General features: G+C 59.8%; 20 protein-coding genes. All 20 read left to right on the forward strand.

Annotated elements, in window-relative coordinates; translation table 11 throughout:
• Positions 1–7: 7 nt before the first annotated feature.
• The 20 genes from ACE4YL_RS13955 (at position 8) to pnp (ending at position 22,183) form a co-directional block, all read left to right on the forward strand.
• Complete coding sequence (locus ACE4YL_RS13955; RefSeq protein ID WP_461359406.1) at positions 8–739, forward strand: isoprenyl transferase; 732 nt, start codon at positions 8–10, stop codon at positions 737–739.
• Entirely contained in the window at positions 739–1,506 is a 768-nt protein-coding gene (locus ACE4YL_RS13960; protein WP_461359407.1) for a phosphatidate cytidylyltransferase, read from the forward strand. The genes ACE4YL_RS13955 and ACE4YL_RS13960 overlap by 1 nt, the downstream gene beginning before the upstream one ends.
• Positions 1,507–1,536: 30 nt before the next feature.
• Positions 1,537–2,505: an AI-2E family transporter gene (locus tag ACE4YL_RS13965; protein WP_461359408.1), complete on the forward strand. Its 969-nt coding sequence runs from the start codon at positions 1,537–1,539 to the stop codon at positions 2,503–2,505.
• 20 nt (positions 2,506–2,525) lie between these two features.
• Entirely contained in the window at positions 2,526–3,656 is a 1,131-nt protein-coding gene (gene dxr, locus ACE4YL_RS13970) for a 1-deoxy-D-xylulose-5-phosphate reductoisomerase (protein ID WP_461359409.1), read from the forward strand.
• 4 nt (positions 3,657–3,660) lie between these two features.
• A complete protein-coding gene (gene rseP / locus ACE4YL_RS13975; RefSeq protein WP_461359410.1) occupies positions 3,661–4,692 on the forward strand; it encodes an RIP metalloprotease RseP in 1,032 nt (343 codons plus the stop codon).
• Positions 4,693–4,704: 12 nt separating this feature from the next.
• Positions 4,705–5,766 (forward strand): flavodoxin-dependent (E)-4-hydroxy-3-methylbut-2-enyl-diphosphate synthase, encoded by a 1,062-nt coding sequence (ispG, locus tag ACE4YL_RS13980; protein ID WP_461359411.1) that lies wholly within the window; start codon positions 4,705–4,707, stop codon positions 5,764–5,766.
• Positions 5,767–5,769: 3 nt separating this feature from the next.
• Positions 5,770–7,479 (forward strand): proline--tRNA ligase, encoded by a 1,710-nt coding sequence (locus ACE4YL_RS13985; RefSeq protein WP_461359412.1) that lies wholly within the window; start codon positions 5,770–5,772, stop codon positions 7,477–7,479.
• A 1-nt stretch (position 7,480) separates the two neighbouring features.
• On the forward strand, positions 7,481–8,107 hold the full coding sequence (locus tag ACE4YL_RS13990) for a glycosyltransferase family 2 protein (RefSeq protein WP_461359413.1): 627 nt from the start codon (positions 7,481–7,483) through the stop codon (positions 8,105–8,107).
• Positions 8,108–8,191: 84 nt separating this feature from the next.
• Positions 8,192–11,569 carry a PolC-type DNA polymerase III gene (locus tag ACE4YL_RS13995; protein WP_461360301.1) on the forward strand — a complete coding sequence of 1,126 codons (3,378 nt, stop codon included), beginning with the start codon at positions 8,192–8,194 and terminating at the stop codon, positions 11,567–11,569.
• A gap of 123 nt (positions 11,570–11,692) precedes the next feature.
• Positions 11,693–12,154: a ribosome maturation factor RimP gene (locus ACE4YL_RS14000; RefSeq protein WP_461359415.1), complete on the forward strand. Its 462-nt coding sequence runs from the start codon at positions 11,693–11,695 to the stop codon at positions 12,152–12,154.
• 18 nt (positions 12,155–12,172) lie between these two features.
• On the forward strand, positions 12,173–13,684 hold the full coding sequence (gene nusA, locus ACE4YL_RS14005) for a transcription termination factor NusA (RefSeq protein ID WP_461369724.1): 1,512 nt from the start codon (positions 12,173–12,175) through the stop codon (positions 13,682–13,684).
• A gap of 10 nt (positions 13,685–13,694) precedes the next feature.
• The gene (gene rnpM / locus ACE4YL_RS14010) at positions 13,695–13,970 is read left to right on the forward strand and encodes an RNase P modulator RnpM (RefSeq protein ID WP_461359416.1); all 276 of its coding nucleotides are present in this window, start codon (positions 13,695–13,697) and stop codon (positions 13,968–13,970) included.
• The gene (locus ACE4YL_RS14015; protein WP_461359417.1) at positions 13,951–14,295 is read left to right on the forward strand and encodes a L7Ae/L30e/S12e/Gadd45 family ribosomal protein; all 345 of its coding nucleotides are present in this window, start codon (positions 13,951–13,953) and stop codon (positions 14,293–14,295) included. Before rnpM ends, ACE4YL_RS14015 begins: the two co-directional genes overlap by 20 nt.
• On the forward strand, positions 14,295–16,364 hold the full coding sequence (gene infB, locus ACE4YL_RS14020; RefSeq protein ID WP_461359418.1) for a translation initiation factor IF-2: 2,070 nt from the start codon (positions 14,295–14,297) through the stop codon (positions 16,362–16,364). Before ACE4YL_RS14015 ends, infB begins: the two co-directional genes overlap by 1 nt.
• A gap of 15 nt (positions 16,365–16,379) precedes the next feature.
• Positions 16,380–16,766: a 30S ribosome-binding factor RbfA gene (gene rbfA, locus ACE4YL_RS14025; RefSeq protein WP_461359419.1), complete on the forward strand. Its 387-nt coding sequence runs from the start codon at positions 16,380–16,382 to the stop codon at positions 16,764–16,766.
• Positions 16,753–17,736 carry a DHH family phosphoesterase gene (locus ACE4YL_RS14030; RefSeq protein ID WP_461359420.1) on the forward strand — a complete coding sequence of 328 codons (984 nt, stop codon included), beginning with the start codon at positions 16,753–16,755 and terminating at the stop codon, positions 17,734–17,736. Before rbfA ends, ACE4YL_RS14030 begins: the two co-directional genes overlap by 14 nt.
• Positions 17,720–18,646: a tRNA pseudouridine(55) synthase TruB gene (gene truB / locus ACE4YL_RS14035; RefSeq protein WP_461359421.1), complete on the forward strand. Its 927-nt coding sequence runs from the start codon at positions 17,720–17,722 to the stop codon at positions 18,644–18,646. The genes ACE4YL_RS14030 and truB overlap by 17 nt, the downstream gene beginning before the upstream one ends.
• A gap of 9 nt (positions 18,647–18,655) precedes the next feature.
• A complete protein-coding gene (locus ACE4YL_RS14040) occupies positions 18,656–19,603 on the forward strand; it encodes a bifunctional riboflavin kinase/FAD synthetase (RefSeq protein ID WP_461359422.1) in 948 nt (315 codons plus the stop codon).
• A gap of 112 nt (positions 19,604–19,715) precedes the next feature.
• Positions 19,716–19,982 (forward strand): 30S ribosomal protein S15, encoded by a 267-nt coding sequence (gene rpsO / locus ACE4YL_RS14045; RefSeq protein ID WP_461359423.1) that lies wholly within the window; start codon positions 19,716–19,718, stop codon positions 19,980–19,982.
• A gap of 89 nt (positions 19,983–20,071) precedes the next feature.
• Complete coding sequence (pnp, locus tag ACE4YL_RS14050; RefSeq protein ID WP_461359424.1) at positions 20,072–22,183, forward strand: polyribonucleotide nucleotidyltransferase; 2,112 nt, start codon at positions 20,072–20,074, stop codon at positions 22,181–22,183.
• Positions 22,184–22,210 lie beyond the last annotated feature (27 nt).

Below are 22,210 nucleotides of genomic sequence, written 5' to 3' on the forward strand. Positions count from 1 at the left end.
CATGCACTTGAGCGGAAGGACCAAGGGTTTGCCAGAGCATGTGGGCATAATCATGGACGGCAATGGGCGCTGGGCCAGACGCAGGGCCCTGCCCCGCACTTTCGGCCATCAAGAGGGGGTCAAGGCTCTCAAACGGGCGGTGCGCTACGCCGCCCAGCGGGGTATTTCCATCCTCACCGTCTACGCTTTCAGTACGGAAAACTGGAACAGGCCCCGGGAAGAGGTGGAGTTCCTCTTGGGTCTGATCCACAGGACCTTTCTGCAGGAGATCGAAGAGCTGCGGGAGGAAGGGGTGCGGGTGGTGCTGGTGGGGGACAGGACCAACCTTTCGCCTGACATCCAAGGGATCTGGAGGCGCGCCGAGGAGCTCACCGCCGCCAACCGCCGCCTGATTCTCAACGTGGCCTTTAACTACGGCGGCCGGGCGGAACTCACCCAGGCCGCGCGGGAACTGGCCAGGCAGGTGGCCCGGGGCGAGATCACCCCCGATGAGATCACCGAAGAGCGTTTGGCTAGCCAGCTGTACACCTGGCCCAGCCCCGATCCGGATCTGATCATCCGCACAGGGGGCGAAAGGCGGCTGAGCAATTTCCTGCTCTGGCAGGCTGCCTACAGCGAGCTGTATGTTACCGATGTGCTGTGGCCCGATTTTGGCGAACGGGAGTTTGAACAGGCCCTCCAGGACTACCTTAGGCGGGAGCGCCGCTTCGGGCGAGTATCCACGAAGGAGCAGAAGTAATGTTGCGACAGCGAGTCCTCACGGCAGTTGTGGGCCTCCCTATACTGCTGGCGGCCCTCTTTTGGGGAGGTGCCGCCTGGCGTTTGTTGGTGGCCCTGATCGTAGCAATGGGCCTGTGGGAATTTGCCGCCATGGGCGGACCAGGGCTTTACCTCGATTATCTGGCGGCCGCTGGACTATCGTTTCTGGCGGTGACATATAGTGGTGTAGATGGAACGAAGCTGCTCCTATGGTTGGTCCTGCAGCTCCTTTATTACCTCCTCCGTGCTTCCTTCAGCGGCATGCACAGCTTTGCTTCCGCCCGCAATCTGCTGGGTGTGTTTTACGTTGCTGTGCTGTATAGCTTCTTGGTGCTGGTGCGGGAGCACTTCGGCCTAAGCTGGGCGCTATTTGGGTTTCTGGCCACCTGGGCCACCGACACCGGAGCTTACTTCGGAGGGTTGAGGTACGGGCGGCGCAAACTCTGCCCGCAGATCAGCCCCAATAAGTCGGTGGAAGGTGCCCTCTTCGGTCTGGTGGGGGGAGCGGTCGCGGGAATCATTTTCGCTCTGGCCACCGGACGCCCCATCCTCAGGCTCACCGCCTTTGCCCTGGTGCTGTCCTGCTGCGGGCAGCTGGGGGACTTGGTGGAATCAGCTATGAAAAGGGAGAAGGGGGTAAAGGACAGCGGTTCCATACTGCCTGGTCACGGAGGCATCCTCGACCGCTTCGACTCCCTAAGCTTCGTGTTTCCGGTGCTCTACGCCCTGCTCAGTCTCTTTGCCTAGCGCTTCGTGACCCCAAAGCGGGGTGCTGTTTTGCTGCCGCCTGCTGTGGTTACGGCCGCGGCCTTCTGCGGGGGTCTGCTCCTTTTGAAAATGGTTTTTCCCTATGCGGCCCCGTTTCTCTTGGGACTGGCCCTGGCGCTGATCTTGGACGTGCCCATAAGCTTTCTGGAAACCCGGGGCTGGCCCCGGCCGGTTTTGTCGTTTGGCCTGGTGGCCCTGTCCTTTTTGGCCCTGCCGGCCCTTTTAGGTCTCTTTCTAGTGAAACTCTGGCAGGAGCTGCAGGGGCTGGTGGCCCTGGGTCTGGTGGGCCAGCTCACCCAGGAGTTTTCCCAGCACGTGCTGGCCGTCCTGGAGAAGATACCCTTTGCCGGGCAGTGGGATCTCAGCGGCCTTTTTTCCTTGCCCCAGGTTCTTTTGAGCTGGGCACTGGCCATTCCCGATCTTTTTTTGATCTGGACCCTGACCGCGCTCAGCGCCTATTTCTTCCTCCGGGACAAGCGCCACCTGGTTGAGCTGGCCGCGGGTCAGCTGCCGGCCAAGTCCCGGGTGAGGGTGCGGGCGCTCTATCACCACACCTGGGGTGCTTTGTGGCACCTGGTGCGGGTGCAGCTTCTTTTGGTCTTTTTGTCCACCACCGTGAGCATGGTCTTTTTTTCCCTGCTGCAGCTGCCTTTTCCACTGCTCTCCGGTTTCCTGGTGGGCTTTTTTGACCTTGTTCCCGTGCTGGGACCGGGGCTTGTCTATCTTCTTCTAGCACTCATACAACTTTTCTTGGGAAATACCCAAACAGCCCTGGCCTTGGGCCTCGGTTATCTGGTAGTATTACTCTTAAGACAGTGGGGTGAGCCCCATCTGGTGGGTGAACGCCTGGGGCTGCATCCCCTAGCTGCCCTGCTTGGTGTGTACGTTGGTTTTCGCATCTGGGGCCCCCTGGGGGCCGTGGTGGGACCGCTCCTTTTGGTCCTGCTCCAAGCCTATTTACACCAAGCATTTACCTAGTCGCAAGGAAGGATTTGCCTATGCCTAATGTCGTGATCCTCGGTTCCACCGGTTCCATCGGCACGCAGACACTGGATGTCCTGCGCAGCCTGCCTGATTTTCAAGTGCTGGGCCTGGCCGCTGGAACCAACATTGAACTTCTGCGGGAGCAGATTGCCGAGTTCAGGCCCAAGTTCGCGGCGATCCTCCGGCCGGAGCAGGCCAAAGCCCTGGCCCAGGAGTTTGCCATTCCCGTGTACAGCGGCCCCCAGGCCCTGGAGGAGCTGGCCACCCATCCCCTCTGCGATCTGGTGGTGGTAGCTGTGGTGGGGGCGGCGGGCCTCAGGCCCACCCTGGCCGCCTTGCGGGCGGGCAAGCGGGTGGCCTTGGCCAACAAGGAGGCCTTGGTCATCGGCGGGCATTTGGTGATGGAGTATCGGGAGCAGATCGTGCCCCTGGATTCAGAGCACAGCGCCCTCTGGCAGCTCTTTACCGGCCGCAACCCCGAGGATGTGGCCCAAATCATCCTCACCGCCTCAGGAGGGCCCTTTAGGGATTACCCAGGTGATCTGGCCAAGGTCACGGCGGCCGAGGCCCTGGATCATCCCAACTGGAAAATGGGAGGCAAGATCAGTATTGATTCGGCAACCCTGATGAACAAAGGTCTGGAAGTGATCGAGGCCCACTGGCTCTTTGGCTTTCCCTACGAGCAGATCGAGGTGGTGGTGCATCCCCAGAGCCTGGTCCATTCCCTGATCCGGCTCAAGGACGGCACGCTCTTGGCCCAGCTGGGTACAACGGACATGCGCCTGCCCATTCAGTATGCCCTGACCTACCCCCGCACCGCGCCTTCCCAGGTGGAACCCTTGGATCTGGTGGCGGCGGGCAGCCTCAGTTTCGAAGCGGTGGATCACCGGCGTTTCCCCTGTCTGCAGCTGGCTTACCAAGCGGGGCGGGCGGGGGGCGCACAGCCCATCGCCCTCAACGCCGCCAATGAAGTGGCGGTGCGGGCCTTTTTAGAAGGCCGGATCCGCTTTACCCAGATCGCCGAGATTGTGCAGGAAGTGGTGCAGCAGTTTCCTGGGCGGTCATTTCCTGCCCTGGAGGAGATACTAGCCATAGATGCCGAAGCCCGTGCCAAGGCCCAAGAGTGCATGGGCAGGAGAGGATGAGAGCATGGTTACATTGATCGCCTTTGTAGTTGTTTTCGGAACGATAGTGCTCGTTCACGAGCTGGGGCACTTCCTGATGGCCAAAGCTGCGGGGATTCGCATCTTCGAGTTTGCCGTGGGCTTTGGGCCTGTCCTGGCCAGCACCACCAGGGGGGATACCAAGTACTCTCTGCGGATCTTTCCCCTGGGGGGCTTTGTGAAAATGGCGGGCATGGACGAACCCGTGGACTACCTGGAGGACGTGCCGGAAGACGACCCCGCAAGTTTCCAGAGCAAGAGCCTGCCCTGGCGGCTGGGCACCATCGCGGCGGGGCCCTTGATGAATTTTGTCTTCGCTATTGTCCTGTTTGTCCTCTACTTCATGCTGGTCACCGTACCGCCCATGGTCACCACCGTAGAGCCCAACTCCCCCGCGGCGGCAGCAGGCGTGCTCCCGGGGGATGTGCTCATCAGCATTGATGGGGAAAAGGTGAGCGAGGCCGATCAAATTGTCAGCCTGATCCAACAGGCCGGGGGCCGGGAGCTGGAGGTGGTGGTGCGGCGGCAGGGCAGCCTGGTCACCCTCATTGCCATCCCCGAGGGGGCCGCCGGCCAGGGCCGCCTGGGAATCGGCATCAGCGACGCCAAACCCCGCTATCCCTTCCTCACCAGCGTGCGGGCGGGGGCGGTGCAGACCTGGCGGCTCACCGCCCAGCTGATCGGGGATATTGTACGTATGATCACAGGTAAGCAGCAGGTGGAGCTTTCCGGTCCCATTGGCATTGTGCACATTGTGGGGGAAACCGCCCGCCATGGGCTGCCGCAGCTGCTCATCTTGGCGGTGCTGCTCAATGTGAACCTGGGCCTTTTGAACCTCCTGCCGGTGCCGGTCCTGGACGGCGGCTGGCTGTTGATCCTCATTCTTGAAGCGGTGCGGGGCAAGCCCCTGGCCCCTGAAACCCGGGGCATTGCCCAGTTTATCGGCTTAGCCCTTTTGATCATGCTCATGCTCTACGCTACCTTCAAGGACCTGGCCCGCTTCAGCCTGTTTTCCTAAGGGGGCTGAACCATGCGGCAATATACACATCAAGTTTGGGTTGGGCCCGTGCCCGTGGGGGGCGGCGCGCCCATCTCCGTGCAGTCCATGACCAACACCGATACCCGGGATACCGCGGCCACCTTGGGGCAGATCCAGGCCCTAGCCCAGGCGGGCTGCGAGATCGTGCGGGTGGCTGTGCCCGATGAAAGGGCCGCGGAGGCCCTGAAAACGCTGGTCCTGCACAGCCCAGTTCCCCTGGTGGCGGACATCCATTTTGATCACCGCTTGGCCCTGCTTTCCCTGGAAGCGGGCGTGCACAAACTCAGGCTCAACCCGGGGAACATCGGAGAGGTGCGCAAAGTGCAGGAAGTGGTGCGGGCGGCCCAGGAGCGGCAGGTGCCCATCCGCATTGGCGTGAACTCGGGTTCCATCGCCCGCCACCTGCTGGACAAATACGGGAGAACGGCCACCGCCATGGTGGAAAGCGCCCTAGAGCAGGTGGCCGTTTTGGAGCGGTTGAACTTTCATGATATCGTCCTCTCCGTAAAGGCCTCCGATGTGGAGCTCACTGTCCAGGCCTACGAACAGCTCAGCCAGCGCACATCATATCCGCTCCACCTGGGCATCACCGAAGCGGGGACGAAATGGTTTGGCACCATCAAGTCCGCGGCGGGTTTGGGGGCCCTGCTTTCCCGGGGCTTAGGGGATACCCTGCGGGTCTCCTTAACGGCCGACCCCGTGGAGGAAGTCAAGGTGGGGTGGGCCATTCTCTCCGCGCTGGGGCTGCGCCAAAGGGGGCCCACTTTCATCTCCTGCCCCACCTGTGGAAGAACGGAGATCGATCTGGAAGGAATAGCGCAGGAAGTGGAGAACCGTCTAAGTGACTTTCCGCTGCCCATTACCATCGCGGTCATGGGCTGTGTGGTAAATGGGCCCGGTGAAGCCAGCCACGCCGATCTGGGCATCTGCGGAGGCAAGGGCGTGGGGCTGGTGTTCCGTCGCGGCCAGATTGTCCGGAAAGTGCGGGAAGACGAGTTAGTGGACGCCTTGGTGGCTGAAGCTAATAAATTGCTTGAGAAGGATAGGGGATAGACTATGCTCATGTCGCAGTTATACGCGCCAACGCTGCGGGAAACGCCGGCGGAAGCGGAACTGGTGAGCCACCAGCTCATGCTCAGGGCCGGCCTCATGCGGCGGTCCGCCTCGGGGATGTACTCTTTCCTGCCCCTGGGGCTGCGGGCTATCCGCAAAGTGGAGCAGATCATCAGGGAGGAAATGAACGCCATCGGCGGGCAGGAAGTGCTCATGCCCATTGTACAGCCTGCGGAGATCTGGGAAGAGTCGGGGCGCTGGGCTGAGTACGGCGACGAGATGTTCCGCCTGCAGGACAGGAACGGCCGCCAGTTCTGCCTGGGACCCACCCACGAAGAGCTGATTACGGCCTTGGTGCGGTCGGAAGTGCGCTCCTACCGCCAGCTGCCCCTGCGTCTGTACCAGATTCAGAACAAGTACCGGGATGAGATCAGGCCCCGCTTTGGCTTGATGCGGGGCCGGGAGTTCATCATGAAGGATATGTACTCCTTCGACAAAGATGAGGAAGGCTTGGATAAAAGCTACTGGGCCGCCTTCCACGCCTATGAACGGATTTTCCAGCGCTGCGGCCTGGAGGCCTATCCCGTGGAGGCAGATTCGGGGGCCATTGGGGGAGATGTGACCCATGAGTTTATGGTCCTGGCGGAAGCGGGGGAGGACTTCGTCCTCTACTGCGACAAGTGCGGTTACGCGGCCAACGTGGAGCGGGCGGAAGGTGTGGACCTGCCGCACGCCGGACCCGCTCAGGATCTGCAACCTCTAACCGAGGTGGCCACCCCCCAGGTGAGCACCATTGCCCAGGTCTGCGCCTTTTTGCACAAAGAGCCCCGGGACTGCATCAAGACCCTGATCTACATTGCAGATGGCCAGCCTGTGGCCGCGCTGGTGCGGGGCGATCACAACCTCAATGAGATCAAGCTGCGCAAGTTCTTGGGCTGCCAGGTGCTGGAGCTGGCGGATGGGGAAACCATCGCCAGGATCACTGGAGCACCTGTGGGTTTTGCCGGACCCGTGGGGCTGGAAGTGCCCCTCTATGCGGACTACGCGGTGGAATCCGCGGTGAACGCGGTGGTGGGGGCCAACAAGGCCGATGCCCACCTGCTCAACGCGAACCTGGGGCGTGATTTCACAGTCAAAGCCTTTGCTGACCTCAGGGAAATCCAGCCCGGCGATCCCTGCCCCCGCTGCGGCGGTGTGCTGGAGGGTGCCCGGGGCATCGAGGTGGGCCAGGTCTTCAAGCTGGGCACCAAGTATTCCCAGGCCATGGGGGCCACCTTCCTCCAGGAAAACGGGGTAGAAACGCCGTTCATCATGGGCTGCTACGGCATCGGCGTAGGCCGCACCGTGGCCGCGGTGATCGAAAAGAACCACGACGAAGATGGGATCATCTGGCCTGTGAGCATTGCCCCCTACCATGTGATCATCGTACCGGTGAGCATGAAGGACCCCGCCCAGGCGGAAGCCGCGGAAAAGCTCTACCAAGAACTTTTGGCCCTGGGAGTGGAAGTGGTCCTTGATGACCGGGACGAGCGCCCGGGGGTGAAGTTCAAAGACGCTGATCTGATCGGGTTCCCCATTCGGGTAACCATTGGACCGAAGTCCCTGGAAAAGGGCGAGATGGAGATCAGGAACCGGCGGACCAAAGAGGTCCAGAGTGTGCCGGTGGAAAAGGTCGCCAGCGCAATTCGGAAGATCCTGGAGGCGGAGAGCTGAAGTGAGAGTGGCCGCGATAGTGCCCGCTTACAACGAAGAACAGACCATCGGGCCTGTGATTGAGGCCCTGCTGGAATGCCGGCGGCTTGAGGAGATCATCGTGGTGAGCGACGGCTCCGATGACCGCACTGCCGAGGTGGCCCGCAGGTATCCCGTGAAGGTGCTGGAACTGGAGCAGAACGTGGGAAAAGGCGGTGCCATGAAAGCGGGCGCCAACGAGACCAACTGTGAAGTACTGCTTTTTGTGGATGCGGATCTGGTGGGGCTCCACACGGAGCACATTGAGGCGCTTCTAGAGCCGGTCCTATCCGGACGGACCGCCATGAGCATCGGCGTCTTCTCCGAAGGACGGCGCAGCACCGATCTGGCACAGAAACTGGCGCCGGCCCTCTCGGGACAGCGGGCGGTGCGTAAAGACCTCTTCGATCAAGTGCCCAATCTGGAACACAGCGGTTACGGGGTGGAAATTGCCCTGACCCAGTACGCGGAGCGGCACAATGTGGAGATCGTGCGTGTGCCCCTGCCCACCGTTTCCCAGGTGATGAAAGAGGAGAAGAGGGGCCTTGTGGAGGGGATGCGTGCCCGCCTAAAGATGTACTGGGAAATAGTGCGTTCCCTGCGCATTTAGCCGGCTTTGAGCTTAGGCCCCCGCAGGGAGGGCGTACCTGTCAAGGCGCTCTTCTGTGGGGGACCTTTTTTGGGAGGTGGCTCGGTGACTTCCTTTTACATAGAACCGGAGAACAAGTTTTTTTTGGCTTCGCTAAGCTCCCATCCCCTGGTACAGGAACTGGAGATCGCCCGGATCGGAGTTGATCCCCAAACCAAGGCCTGGACCTTCGTCCTCAAGGGCAGCCCCCGGGGAGAGCAAGCCCTGTGGGATGAACTGAGCCAAGCGGTGAAGCAGCTGCACCCTGAGGTGGCTGAAGTGCGTTTTGAGTGGACAGAGCCAGAAGCCAACTACATCGGAAACGCCATCAAACAGGTGAACGGCAGGCCCATCGATTACGGTTCCTCGCCGAATAACGGCGGCCGCAACGGCCGCAGTCGAAATCTCCTAAGGGCTTCCCTCCCGGGAGAACCCACGCCCATTGCCCAGCTTGTGGAACCGGAAGAGAATGTGATCATCTGCGGGGAAGTGGTGGCCTATGAGGCGCGCCTGACCCGCACCGGGAAAACCTTGATCATGTTTGATGTTTATGATGGCACTGATACGATCAGCTGCAAGGTTTTCCAGGATGATCCAGCAGACTTGGGCCTGAAAAAGGGGCAGTGGGTTAAGGTGCGGGGCAGCCTCCAGTTCCAACCCTACGACAACGAACTGCAGATTATGGCCCAGGGGCTGGCTTTCGTGGAAGCGCCGCCCTGCCTCACCGACACTGCCCCGGAAAAGCGGGTGGAGCTGCACCTGCACACCAAGATGAGCGGGCTGGACGGTACCGTCGATGTGGACCAGCTTTTGAAGCTGGCCTCCTCCTTAGGCCATGATGCGGTGGCCATCACCGATCACGGTGTGGTGCAGGCCTTTCCCGAGGCCCACCGTGCCGCCAAAAAACACGGAATCAAGATCATCTACGGAGTGGAAGGTTATCTCATTGACGACCCGGAGAGCAAGGTCAGACCGTTTCACATCGTGCTCCTGGCCAAGAACCGAGTCGGTTTGAAAAACCTCTACCGCCTCATCTCCCATTCTAATCTGGACCACTTTTACAGAGTGCCCCGCATTCCCCGGGCCCTTTTGCAGGAGTACCGGGAGGGGCTGATCGTAGGTTCCGCCTGCGAAGCAGGGGAGGTTTTCCAGGCCGTTTTGCACCAGCGGCCCAACGTCCTGGAGGTGGCCGGTTTCTACGATTACTTGGAAATCCAGCCGCTGGCCAACAATGAGTTTCTCATCGGCACGGCCCAAGTGCGGTCCAAGGACGATCTGATCCGCATCAACCAGCAGATTATCAAGCTGGGGGAACGGCTGGGTATCCCGGTGGTGGCCACCGGTGATGTGCACTTCCTCAGGCCGGAAGATGCCTTTGTCCGCACCATCCTGCTGGCGGGTAAGGGCATGGGTGATGCGGAACACCCCGCGCCCCTCTATTACCGGACCACCGAGGAGATGCTCCAGGAGTTCTCCTATTTGACCCCGGAGAAGGCCTACGAAGTGGTGGTGGAAGCTCCCCGCAAGATCGCCGCGCAGGTGGAAGAGCTGAGCCCCGTGCCCTCGGGTTTTTACCCGCCCCACCTGCCCGATGCGGAGCAGGAGCTGGAAAAGATGACCTACGCCAAGGCCAAAGAGATCTACGGCGAGCCCCTGCCGGAGATCGTCCAGGCCCGTCTAGCCAGGGAACTGAAGGCCATTATCAACCACGGTTATGCGTCTTTATACTTGATCGCCCATAAACTGGTGAAAAAGTCCCTGGATGACGGCTATCTGGTGGGTTCCCGGGGTTCGGTGGGCTCTTCCCTGGTGGCCACCATGTGCGAGATTACGGAAGTGAACCCGCTGCCGCCCCACTATGTGTGCCCCAGCTGCCACTGGAGCGAATTTTTCACCGCGGGTGAGGCGGGTTCTGGGGTGGATCTGCCGGAAAAGGACTGCCCCCAGTGCGGCACGGCCCTAAACAGGCTGGGCTTTGACATACCCTTTGAAGTGTTCATGGGTTTCCACGGCGATAAGGTGCCGGATATCGATCTGAACTTCAGCGGGGAATACCAGGCCCAGATCCACAGCTACACAGAGGAGCTCTTCGGAAGGGGCAACGTCTTTCGCGCCGGCACCATCGGCACCTTAGCCGACAAGACGGCCTACGGCTTTATCATGAAATACCTGGAGCAGACCAATGAAACCAGGCGCAATGCGGAGATCAACCGCCTAGTGGCCAAGCTTTCCGGCGTGCGCCGCACCACCGGGCAGCACCCAGGGGGGATGGTGGTCATTCCCGAGGGGATGGAGGTCTATGACTTCACCCCCATCCAGTACCCGGCCAATGATCCGGCCAGCGGCACCATCACCACCCATTTTGAATACCATGCCCTGGACGACTGCCTGGTGAAGCTGGATATCTTAGGCCACGACGATCCCACCATGCTGCGTATGCTGGAGGATCTCACCGGGGTGCCGGTTTTGGAGATACCCCTGAACGATCCCAAGACCATGTCCATCTTCTCTTCCACGGAGAGCTTAGGGGTGACCCCGGATCAGATCGGCACCAATGTGGGCACCTTGGGGGTTCCTGAGTTTGGGACCAGGTTTGTCCGGCAGATGCTGGAAGATACTTCGCCGAAGACCTTCAGCGACTTGGTGCGCATCAGCGGCCTCTCCCACGGCACCAACGTGTGGACGAACAACGCGGAGGAACTGGTGAAAGCGGGGATCGTGGACATCAGCGGAGTTATCGCCACGAGAGATGACATCATGATCTACCTTATGCTCAAGGGCGTGGAAGCGGGACAGGCCTTCCGCATCATGGAGCAGGTGCGCAAGGGCAGGGGGCTCACACCTGAGGATGAGACTCTGCTCAAGCAGTATGATGTACCCCAGTGGTATATCGATTCCTGCAAGAAGATCAGCTACATGTTCCCCAAGGCCCATGCTGTGGCCTATGTGATGATGGCTTTCCGCATCGCCTATTTCAAGGTTCACCATCCCCTGGCTTTCTACGCTGCCCTCTTTTCGCTCCAGGCTGGAGACTTCGATGCCCAGCTGGTGATGGGCGGGGAAGAGGCGGTCCGGGCGGAACTGGCCAGGATAACCAATAAGTCCTATGAAGCGACTCCTAAGGAGCGAAGCATGGTTACCCTCCTGGAGATCATTATTGAAGCCATGGTCCGGGGAGTGCGCTTTCTACCGGTGGATCTCTACAAGTCCGCGGCCCAGACCTTCCTTATTGAGGGTTCAGCCCTCCGTCTGCCCTTTGCTTCCCTCCAAGGGGTGGGGGCCAGCGCGGCCACGGGCATTGTCCAGGCCAGGGAAGCGGGGGAGTTTATCTCCGTGGAAGACCTGCGCCAGAGGGCGGGGATCACCAAGGCGGTCATCGAGGCCCTGCGCCTCCACGGGTGCCTGGAAGGCCTACCCGAAACGAATCAATTGACATTGTTTTAGTTGCTGTGGTATAATGTGGTGTAAACTGATGAGTCGCCGGGAGAGTGGGATATGCGCCCACTCTTTTGACGTATGGGTGCCGAAAGCGGGCATAATGTGGAGAAGAAGGGGGCGATGTGAGCCGTGAGTCGCGTGCACATCGAAAAACTGGTAGCCGACTGGACCCAAGAGATCGTGGAGGTGACAGAGCTGGAATTGGTGGATGTGGAGTATGTCAAAGAACCCAGCGGCTGGGTGTTAAGGGTATTCATCGATAAGCCCGGCGGAGTGGATCTGGAAGACTGCCGGCAGGTGAGTGAAGCCCTAGACCTCAAGCTGGATGAGGAAGATCCCATCCCCGGGTCCTACTGCCTGGAGGTATCTTCTCCCGGCCTGGAGCGGCCCCTGAAAAAGCCCTCCGATTACCAGCGTTTTGCTGGGCGGAAGGCACAGATCCGCACCTACAGCGCGCTGCACGGCCGCAAACGTTTTGAAGGGATTTTGGCGGGACTTGCCGGCGACAATGTGCTGTTAGAATGGGAAGGGGAGACCATAGAAATTCCCCTAGAGCTGATCGCCAAGGCTAACCTGGCCTTGGAGCTCTAAAATGGGAGGCCATAAGGGATGAATCTGGAATTAATTGGTGCATTAAAGGAACTGGAAAAGGAGCGGGGTATCTCCAAAGAGCTCCTCATGGACGCGATTGAAACGGCCATCGTTTCAGCCTACAAAAAGAACTACGGAGCCAGCTCTTCCTCCAGCGTACGGGTGGAGTTTAACCAGCAGACCGGGGACATCCGCGTCTACTCCCGCCGGGTTGTGGTGGAAGAGGTTGAGGACGACACCGTGGAGATCTCCCTGGAAGAAGCCCGTGAGCTGGACGCCAGCTGCCAGGTGGGCGACGTGGTGGAACGGGAGGTGACCCCCGCCAACTTCGGGCGCATCGCGGCCCAAACCGCCAAGCAGGTGGTGATCCAGAAGATCCGGGAAGCGGAGCGTTCCATCGTCTACGATGTGTACTCCAACCGGGAAGGTGATGTGGTCACCGGTACCATCCAGCGGGCCGATCACCGTCAGGCCCTGGTGGATTTAGGCGATGTGGAGGCAGTACTGCCCGCCAGTGAAATGATCCCCGGCGAAGCGTATAGGCCCCACCAGAAGCTCCGGTTCTACATCAACGAAGTGCGCCAGACCAGCAGAGGCCCCCAGATCTTCCTCTCCCGCACCCATCCGGGACTCTTGCGGGCCCTCTTCGAACTGGAAGTGCCGGAAATCCAAAGTGGAGAAGTGGAGATCAAGTCCGTGGCCCGGGAGGCGGGCAACCGCTCCAAAGTGGCCGTTTACAGCCGCGATCCCGATATCGATCCCGTGGGTGCCTGCGTAGGTGCCCGGGGAAGCCGGGTGCAGGCCGTGGTGGCGGAGCTGGGCAGTGAACGCATCGATGTGGTCCAGTGGGAAAAGGATGTGCGGGAGTTCGTGAAAAACGCCCTCAGCCCGGCCAAAGTGCTCTATGTGGTGATCGATGAAGCCGAAAAAGTGGCCCACACCGTGGTCCCCGATGATCAGCTTTCTCTGGCCATCGGCAAAGAGGGGCAGAATGCCCGCCTGGCGGCACGGCTCACCGGCTGGCGGATCGATATTAAGAGCGAAGCGCAAGCGGCGGAGCTGGGTCTCCAGGAGGAATTCCTGGCCCAGATCGCCCGGGAGGAGAGCCGAGACCTCGGTGTGGATGAAGAGGAGATCCTCCAGCCCGCCGAACCGGAACTGGAAGAGGTGGAACCTGCTGAGGTTGTTGAAATAGAAGTGGAAGAAGAGATGGAAGAAGCGGCTCCAGCCGCGGCTGCCGGTACGGTGGAAACCGAACCGGAGGCAGAAGCGAAACCGGTCAAGGTGGCTGCCGCGCCCAAGACCCAGCCGGCCCAGCCCGTCAGTGTGCCTGACCTGGCCAGCTTGACGAATATCAGCAAGCGCAAGAGCTGGGAAGAGCGCTTTGGCAGGTTCGAAACGCCCGCTGCTCCAGAGCCGGAGCCCCAAGAAAAGCAGGAAACTGCCAAGCCGAAAAAGAAGAAAGAGAAAGTTATCACAGACCTGTCGCAGCTGGATTCCATCAACTTCAACTTCGAGGAAGAAGAGTAGGTGGTAGCGCATGCGCAGAAAACACGTTCCCATGCGTACCTGCGTGGGCTGCCGTACCGCCGCGCCGAAGCGGGAGCTGATTCGCGTGGTGCGCAGTCCCGCTGGAGAAGTGAGTTTGGACCCGGTTGGCAAGAGCCCGGGGCGGGGAGTGTACATCCACCCCGATGAAAAGTGTTTGGAAAATGCTGTCAAGGGACGCCAGATCCAAAGGGCGCTGGAAGTGCCCATCCCGGATGAGCTCTTGGCAGAGTTGAAGCGGGTGCTGCATGAGCAAGAAGATCAGTAACGGGGACAAGTTCTACAGTTATCTGGGCTTGGCCACTCGGGCCGGAAAAGCCGTTTCCGGGGAGGATGCGGTGGAAGGTGCGGTGAGGCGGGGCAGGGTAGTGCTCATGCTCATTGCCCAGGACGCCTCCGAGAACACTCTCCGCAAGTTCAGCTCACTGGCACGCCATCACGGAATTCATGCCCTAAGAGCAGGCACAAAGAATCTTCTAGGTCAGGCCATGGGCAAAGCCCCCCGGGCAATTGTGGGTATAACTGATCGCGGTTTTGCCCGGGTGATCAAGGCAAGCGTGACTGGGTCAGTGCAGGAGAATGATGAGGAGTGATGCCGATGAAGAACAAGATCAGGATCTACGAGCTGGCAAAGGAACTGGATCTGAAGAGCAAGTTCGTGGTGGAGTTTCTGAACGACCTAGGGGCGGACGTATCCAATCACATGAGCTCCATCGATGAGGATATCGCCAACATGCTGCGGGAGCACTTTGCCCCGGAGGAAGAGGAAACCCTGGTGCGTGAAGAAACCAAGGTAGTTAAAAAGAAGCGGCGCCCGTTCAAGGAAGAGGAAGACCGGGATGATGCGCTGAAGCTGCGCGCCAAGAAAAAGCGGGGCGCCAAGAGGGGAAGAATCCAGGAACCCCCCGCGCAGAAGCCCAAACGCATTATCTTGGGCGAAAGCGTAGCAGTGAATGAGCTGGCTCAAAAAATCGGCGTGCCTGGTACTGAAGTAGTTAAGCAGCTCATGAAGATCGGCGTCATGGCTTCCCTCACCCAGAGTGTAGACTATGACACTGCGGCCCTCGTGGCCGAGCGCTTCGGAGTGGAGACGGAACCCGAGCGCGATCTGGCGGAAGAAGTATTCGCCCCAGTGGAACAAGACCCCGCTAGACTTGCACCCAGGCCTCCCGTGGTCACCATCATGGGCCACGTGGACCATGGCAAAACCACGCTTTTGGACTATATCCGCAAAACCAAGGTCACCGCGCAAGAGGCTGGGGGAATCACCCAGCATATCGGGGCCTACCAGATTGAGTATAACGGCAAACTGATTACCTTCCTGGATACCCCTGGCCACGAAGCGTTCACCGCTATCCGCGCCCGGGGAGCCAGAGTTACTGATATTGCAGTCCTAGTAGTCGCGGCCAACGACGGCGTAATGCCCCAGACGGTGGAGGCCATCAACCACGCCAAGGCCGCGGGTGTGCCCATTATCGTGGCCATCAATAAGATGGATCTGCCGGCAGCCAACCCAGACCGGGTCAAGCAGGAGCTGACCGAACACGGCTTGGTGGTGGAAGAGTGGGGCGGAGATACCATTGCCGTGCCCATTTCAGCTCTGCGGGGCGATGGTGTGGAAGAGCTCCTGGAAATGATCCTGCTTGTGGCTGAAATGGAAGATGTGAAAGCGGATCCCGACTGTCCCGCCAGGGGTACCGTGATCGATGCCAAACTGGATCGGGGCCGGGGACCTGTGGCCACCGTCTTGATCTCCCAGGGTACCCTCCGGGTGGGCGATTCCTTTGTGGTGGGCAACTACTGCGGCCGGGTCCGGGCGCTGATTGATGACCGAGGCCAGCAGATTAAGGAAGCCAAACCTTCCACCCCCGTGGAAGTCCTGGGCATTTCCGATGTACCCCAGGCCGGGGACAGCTTTGTGGTGGTCACAGATGAGCAGACCGCTCGCCAAGTGGCCGAGATCCAGCAGGAGAAGCAGCGGGAGCGGGAGCTGAGCAAAACTAGCCGCGTGACCCTGGACGATCTCTACCGGAGAATTCAGGAAGGCGCGGTAAAAGAGCTGAACCTGATCATCAAAGCCGATGTGCAGGGTTCCGCGGAAGCGGTACGCAGTTCCCTGGAGAAGCTGTCCACAGAGGAAGTGCGGGTGAATGTGATTCACCAGGCCGTGGGCGCAATCTCCGAGTCAGACGTGCTTTTGGCCAGCGCTTCCAATGCCGTGATTATCGGCTTTAACGTGCGCCCAGAGCCCAATGCCCGCAAAGCCGCGGAGCGGGACGGGGTAGATATCCGCACCTACCGGGTTATCTACAACCTGCTGGATGATGTCAAGGCGGCCATGGAAGGCCTGTTGGAGCCCGAGTTCAAGGAAGAGATCGTGGGCCGGGCGGAAGTGCGCCAAACCTTCAAGGTGCCCGGTGGCGTGGTGGCAGGCTGCTACGTGTTGGACGGCAAGATCACCCGCGCGGCTCAGGTGCGGGTGCTGCGGGACAACGTGATTGTGCATGAAGGCAAGATCGCTTCCCTCAGGCGCTTTAAGGACGATGTGCGTGAAGTGACCCACGGCTACGAATGCGGAATAGGTGTGGAGCGCTTCAACGACATTAAAGAGGGAGATGTACTGGAAGCGTTCCAGATGGTGAAGGTGGAACGAAGCCTGTAGGATGGTGAAAGCAAAATGGCGGAAAGATTAGATAGATTGGCCCATACCATCAAGCGTGAAGTGAGCAGTATCTTGGCCACCGAAGTGAAGGATCCCCGTTTGGGCATGATCAGCATTACCGATGTGGAAGTGTCCCGGGACCTGGCGGTAGCCAAGATCTACTTCAGCCAGCTGGGTGGGGAGGAAGAGCGGGCCCGCACTCTAGATGGTCTGGAGCGGGCCAAGGGGTTCATCCGCTCCGAGCTTGCCAAGCGGCTGCGGGTTCGGCACACCCCGGAGATCGTCTTTCTGTTTGACCCCTCCCTGGAACATGGTGCCAAGATCAGCGCTCTGCTCAAATCCCTGCAAAGCCCTACGGAAGAGGAAATCAAGGAAGATGAAACTCCCCATGAACAGCCTTGAAGAAATCGCGCATTTTCTCAGCATCCATGACGATTTTATCATCGTGGGCCACGAAGGGCCCGATCCCGACAGCCTCGGCTCCATGCTGGGCCTTTTCTTCGGCTTGCGCAAATTGGGCAAAAGCTGCCGCCTGGTGAGTGCAGACCCCCTGCCGCCTTACCTCACCTGGCCGGGTTTGGATCAAGTGGAACTCTTAGGTGAGGAGTTCCACCCCGGGGAAAGCACGGTCATTGTGGTGGACTGTGAGCCAAGCAGAACGGGGAAGATCGCGGCGGGCGTGCTCCAGGCCAAAAGACTTGTGAACATCGACCATCATGAGCGGGGCCGCGGCGTCGGCCAGCTCGTTTACGTAGAGCCCGCGGAGGCGGCCACCAGCGTCATTATCTACCGCCTCCTGCAAAGACTCCAGGTTCCCCTGGACCGGGAGATTGCCACGGCCTTGTACGGAGGTATCGTGGGCGATACCGGGGGGTTCCGCCATGCCAACACCAACAGTGAAGTTTTCCGCATTGCCGGCGAACTTTTGGACCACGGCGTGGAACCGGCCAAGGTGGCCCGGGAAATCTTTTCCATGCAGTCTTTGGGCTTCCTGAAGCTTCTGGGTTTTGCCCTGAGCAACCTCCAGACCGCCCAGGACGGCAAGCTGGTTTGGATGGCCGTGAGCCATGAGGACTTTCAGCGCTTCGATGTGGATCCGGAGATGACCGATCACCTGGTGAGCTACGCCCGCATGCTGGACCGGGCGGAAGTGGCCATGGTTTTCCGGGAGGTGAGCCCGGGCCTGGTCAGGCTGGGTCTGAGGGCCAATGCGGTGGACGTGGCAAGCCTCGCCCGGCACTTCGGGGGCGGAGGCCACCGCCTGGCCTCGGGAGCCACGCTGCAGGGTGACTTCCAGGAGATCGTGGCCCAGGTGACCAGCACGGCCCAGCGCTATCTGTTAACGGGTGAGCTCAATGAACGGCATAGTTAACGTACTTAAACCCCCCGGGATGAGTTCCCATCAGGTGGTGAGCTTTTTCCGCCGGCTCCTCCAGATGAAGCGGATCGGCCATGGCGGAACTTTAGATCCCGGCGCCAGCGGCGTTCTCCCCATCTTAGTGGGCAAAGCGACGCGCCTTTCCGATTACCTGATGGATTACGAGAAAACCTATGTGGCGGAGCTGACCTTGGGGCTGGCCACCTCAACCCAGGATGCCAGCGGGGAAACCACCGCCCTGAACACGGAGTTCACGGTATCGCCCAAGCGGCTCGCGGACGTTTTGGCTTCGTTTCAAGGGACCATCTGGCAGACGCCGCCCATGGTATCCGCGGTGCGGGTAGGGGGCAGACGCCTTTATGAACTGGCCCGGGAGGGCGTGTCCGTTCCCCGCAAGCCCAGACAGGTGCAGATCCATGCCATCAACATCATGGCCATCTGGCATGAACAGGAAACCCTGGGTTTCGGCACCCGGGTGCTGCTGCGGGTTGTCTGCTCCAAGGGAACCTACATCCGCACCCTCTGCCATGACATCGGGGAAAAATTGGGTGTGGGCGCCCACATGTCCTTTCTCACCAGGGTGAAAAGCGGTCCCCTGCACAGTTCCCAGGCCTACACCCTCGAGGAGATCACGGAGCTGGTGGAGCGGGGCAGTCTAGAGTTTCTCCTGCCCATGCAGCACGCCCTCCCCGATTGGGTCCAGGTCAAGGTGCATCCCCTGGTGGAGGAGCGGATCAAAAACGGGCACTTCATCCTGCCGGAGCACCTAGTGGATGTGCCCTCAACCCTCACGGTGGGGGATGATGTGGTGCTGCTGAGCCTGGATGGCCAGATGCTGGCTTTGGCCGAGATTAGAAAAACAGATCGCTTGATCTGTCAGCCCTTTAGAGTATTTATGGAATAGGTGCAGCGCATGGAACTTAACTGGATCAAGAGAACAGATGCTTCCGCCCGCAGCGTGGCCCTGGGCACCTTCGACGGGGTGCACCTAGGACATCAAAAGCTTTTGGAGACGGCAGTTGCCCTGAAGCCCCCTGGGGGGACCAGTGCCGTCTTTACCTTTGATCTGCCCCCGGAGCAGTATTTCCGCGGCCAGTTCCGCCTGCTCAGTTCTTTCCAGGATAAGGTGCACCTGGTGCAGTCTATGGGCATTGACGAAGTGGCCTGGCTGCCCTTCGGGCCCGAAATTGCCGCGCTGGAGGCGGAGGAGTTTGTCCGGGAGATTTTGGTGGACGAGCTCCGGGCCAAGCAGGTGATCTGCGGTTTCAACTACCGCTTTGGCCGGGGGCGCGGCGGTGATGTGGATTTCCTGAAGGAGCAGGGACGCCGCTTGGGCTTTGCGGTCACGGTGGTGGAACCCGTCCACAGCGAAGGCGGCGAATTGGTGAGCAGCACCTTAATCCGCGGCCTCCTCGCGGAGGGCCGCCTCAAGGAAGCCGCGGAGTTTTTGGGGAGGTTTCCCGCCTATCGGGGCACGGTGGTGCGGGGGCAGGGGCGCGGGCGCCAGCTCGGCTTTCCCACCGCCAATCTCCAGATCGATCCCCTTTTGGTCCTCCCGGGGGAAGGGGTCTACCTGACCTGGTGCCTCCTGCCTGGGGGCCAGGGAGTGGGGGCGGTGACGTCCATCGGGCGCAACCCCACCTTTGACGGCAACGTGCAGACGGTGGAGGTTTACATCCTGGATTTCGAGGCGGAGCTCTACGGCCAAGTGCTGGAGATCCAGTTCCTGGAGCGGCTGCGGGGTATTGTCCGTTACCCCTCGGCCCAGGCACTCCAAGAGCAAATCCGTGCCGATGTGCTGAGGAGCAGGCAGCTGCTGGGTCATTATCGTTTACAAGATGCAAGAGTTGTGCTAAAATAGCATTGTGCCGCGGGTTTGCGCCCGGGCTCAGAAAAAGCCCTTTGCTAGGAGCAGCGTACCTCCGGCGCTGTTCTTGGGAAGTGGTGTTAGACAAATTTTGGAGGTGGATTTGGTGCTATCACAGGAAGTTAAAGCGGAGATCATCAAGAAATTCAGTCGTCATGAGGGCGATACGGGTTCCCCGGAAGTTCAGATAGCCATCTTGACCCACAGGATTCAAGAACTAACTGAACACCTGAAGGTCCACAAAAACGACCATCATTCGAGAAGAGGCCTCTATAAGATGATCGGGCAGCGGCGTGGTCTTTTGAACTATCTCATGAAGAAAGACATCGAACGTTACCGCAATCTTATCGAGGAACTGGGTTTGCGTCGGTAAAAGACGAGCGGGTAACTTCGCCCGCTCTTTTTTGAATCGCGCAGGCTATAATAGCTGTAGATGAGAACAATCAAAATGGAGGTTAGATTATGCAAACCGAGTTTCGCAGGGAATTAGCCGGGAGACCCCTAGTCCTGGAATTCGGCGGGGTAGCCAAGCAGGCCAACGGCTCCGTGCTGGTGCGCTACGGAGAAACAGTTGTCTTGGTCACCGCCACCATGAGCAAAGAACCCAGGACGGGCATCGACTTTTTCCCACTGTTAGTGGACTATGAAGAACGCCAATACGCTGTGGGTCGAATCCCCGGCGGTTGGGGAAGGAGGGAAGGGCGTCCCAGCGAGGAAGCCATTTTGTCCGCCCGGATGATCGACCGCCCCCTGCGGCCGCTGTTTCCAGAGGGCTTCCGCAATGATGTGCACATTGTGGCCACGGTCATGTCGGTGGACAAGAGCAATTCTCCCACCATCGCCGCGCTGATCGGCGCCAGCGCCGCCCTGCACGTATCGGATATCCCCTTTGGCGGCCCCGTGGGTGGCGTGAAAGTGGGCCGGGTCAACGGGCGCTTCGTGCTCAACCCCACCCTGGCTGAACAGGCCGAATCGGACCTGGAGATCACCATCGCCGGTACCAAGGATGCTGTTACCATGGTGGAAGCAGGGGCCAACGAGGTTCCGGAGCAGGCGATTTTGGAGGCCATCTCCTTCGGCCACCAGTTCATCAAAGAGCTCTGCCTCTGGCAGGAAGAGATCAGGGCCCAGATCGGCAAAGGGAAAGCGGAAGTGACTGTCTTCCAACCCGCATTGGATCTGGACCGCTGGGTGCGGGAGCACGTCTATGAAGAGCTGGTGCAGGCCCTGAAGGCCAGCGAGAAGCTGGAACGGGAACGGCTCTTGGATGAGGTTAGGGGCGGTGCCCACGAAGCCTATCAAGAGGAGTTCGGGGAAGAGGAATACGAAGAACAAAGCAAGTTTATCGACGCGGTGTTCGATGCGGTACTCAAAGAAGAAGTACGCCGGGCCATCACCCAAGACAGGATGCGGCCCGATGGACGCCGTCCAGAGGAAATCCGTCCCGTAACCTGCCAGGTGGGTCTGCTGCCCAGGGCTCACGGAAGTGGGCTGTTCACCAGGGGGCAGACGCAGGTGCTCACCTCAGTCACCTTGGGGCTGAAATCCGACGAGCAGCTCCTGGACAGCCTCACAGATGAGGAGAGCAAGCGCTACATCCACCACTACAATTTCCCACCCTACAGTGTAGGAGAAGTCCGGCCCATCCGGGGACCGGGACGCAGGGAAATCGGCCACGGTGCCCTGGCGGAACGCGCGCTGCTCCCCATGATCCCCAAGGAGGAAGAGTTCCCCTACACCATCCGCCTGGTTTCCGAGGTTTTGGAATCCAACGGCTCCTCGTCCATGGCCAGCGTGTGCGGCAGTACCTTGGCTTTGATGGATGCCGGTGTGCCCATTAAGCAGCCGGTGGCTGGCATTGCCATGGGTCTGGTGATGATGGATGGGAAATACACCATTCTCACCGATATCCAAGGACTGGAAGACGCCCTGGGGGATATGGACTTCAAGGTAGCCGGTACCTCTAGGGGGATTACCGCTCTCCAGATGGATATCAAGATCAGCGGAGTCACCCAACTGATCATGGCGGAAGCCCTGGAGCAGGCCCGCAAAGCCAGATTGTTCATCCTCGACAAAATGCTGGCGGTTATCCCCAAGCCCCGTCCTGACCTGTCCAAATATGCGCCGCGCATCATCACCATGGAGATTCCCGTGGATAAGATCCGCGACGTCATTGGACCTGGGGGCAAGATCATCCGCGACATCATTGCCAAAACAGGCGTGGAGATCGACATCGAAGACGATGGGCGGGTGTACATCGCCTCCACCGATGAAGAAGGGGGCAAAAAGGCCCAACAACTCATCGAGCGCTACGTCAAAGACGTGGAAGTGGGTGAGACCTACCTGGGCGTCGTTAAGCGCATCATGAACTTCGGCGCCTTTGTGGAAATCCTTCCCGGCAAGGAAGGTTTGGTACACATTTCACAATTGGAGAACCGTCGGGTGAAGAGAGTCGAAGATGTGCTCAAGGTGGGAGATGAAGTTCTGGTCAAGGTTTTGGAGATTGACCGCCAGGGACGAATTAACCTCTCCCGCAAAGAAGCCCTTGCCGAAGAGAAGGAATTCAAAGGGTAATATAGAAATAAGTTAATAGCACTCTAA

The organism is Candidatus Darwinibacter acetoxidans (assembly GCF_041936445.1).
In the GTDB taxonomy this organism is placed as follows: domain Bacteria; phylum Bacillota; class Limnochordia; order Darwinibacteriales; family Darwinibacteriaceae; genus DTU010.

Coding starts and splice junctions, on each gene's coding strand:
- infB (WP_461359418.1), top strand. CDS start 14,295: ATGCCGATGAAGAACAAGATCAGGATCTACGAGCTGGCAAAGGAACTG.
- truB (WP_461359421.1), top strand. CDS start 17,720: ATGAACGGCATAGTTAACGTACTTAAACCCCCCGGGATGAGTTCCCAT.
- ACE4YL_RS14030 (WP_461359420.1), top strand. CDS start 16,753: ATGAACAGCCTTGAAGAAATCGCGCATTTTCTCAGCATCCATGACGAT.
- rseP (WP_461359410.1), top strand. CDS start 3,661: ATGGTTACATTGATCGCCTTTGTAGTTGTTTTCGGAACGATAGTGCTC.
- ispG (WP_461359411.1), top strand. CDS start 4,705: ATGCGGCAATATACACATCAAGTTTGGGTTGGGCCCGTGCCCGTGGGG.
- dxr (WP_461359409.1), top strand. CDS start 2,526: ATGCCTAATGTCGTGATCCTCGGTTCCACCGGTTCCATCGGCACGCAG.
- pnp (WP_461359424.1), top strand. CDS start 20,072: ATGCAAACCGAGTTTCGCAGGGAATTAGCCGGGAGACCCCTAGTCCTG.
- rnpM (WP_461359416.1), top strand. CDS start 13,695: ATGCGCAGAAAACACGTTCCCATGCGTACCTGCGTGGGCTGCCGTACC.
- nusA (WP_461369724.1), top strand. CDS start 12,173: ATGAATCTGGAATTAATTGGTGCATTAAAGGAACTGGAAAAGGAGCGG.
- ACE4YL_RS14040 (WP_461359422.1), top strand. CDS start 18,656: ATGGAACTTAACTGGATCAAGAGAACAGATGCTTCCGCCCGCAGCGTG.
- ACE4YL_RS14015 (WP_461359417.1), top strand. CDS start 13,951: ATGAGCAAGAAGATCAGTAACGGGGACAAGTTCTACAGTTATCTGGGC.
- rbfA (WP_461359419.1), top strand. CDS start 16,380: ATGGCGGAAAGATTAGATAGATTGGCCCATACCATCAAGCGTGAAGTG.
- ACE4YL_RS13960 (WP_461359407.1), top strand. CDS start 739: ATGTTGCGACAGCGAGTCCTCACGGCAGTTGTGGGCCTCCCTATACTG.
- ACE4YL_RS13985 (WP_461359412.1), top strand. CDS start 5,770: ATGCTCATGTCGCAGTTATACGCGCCAACGCTGCGGGAAACGCCGGCG.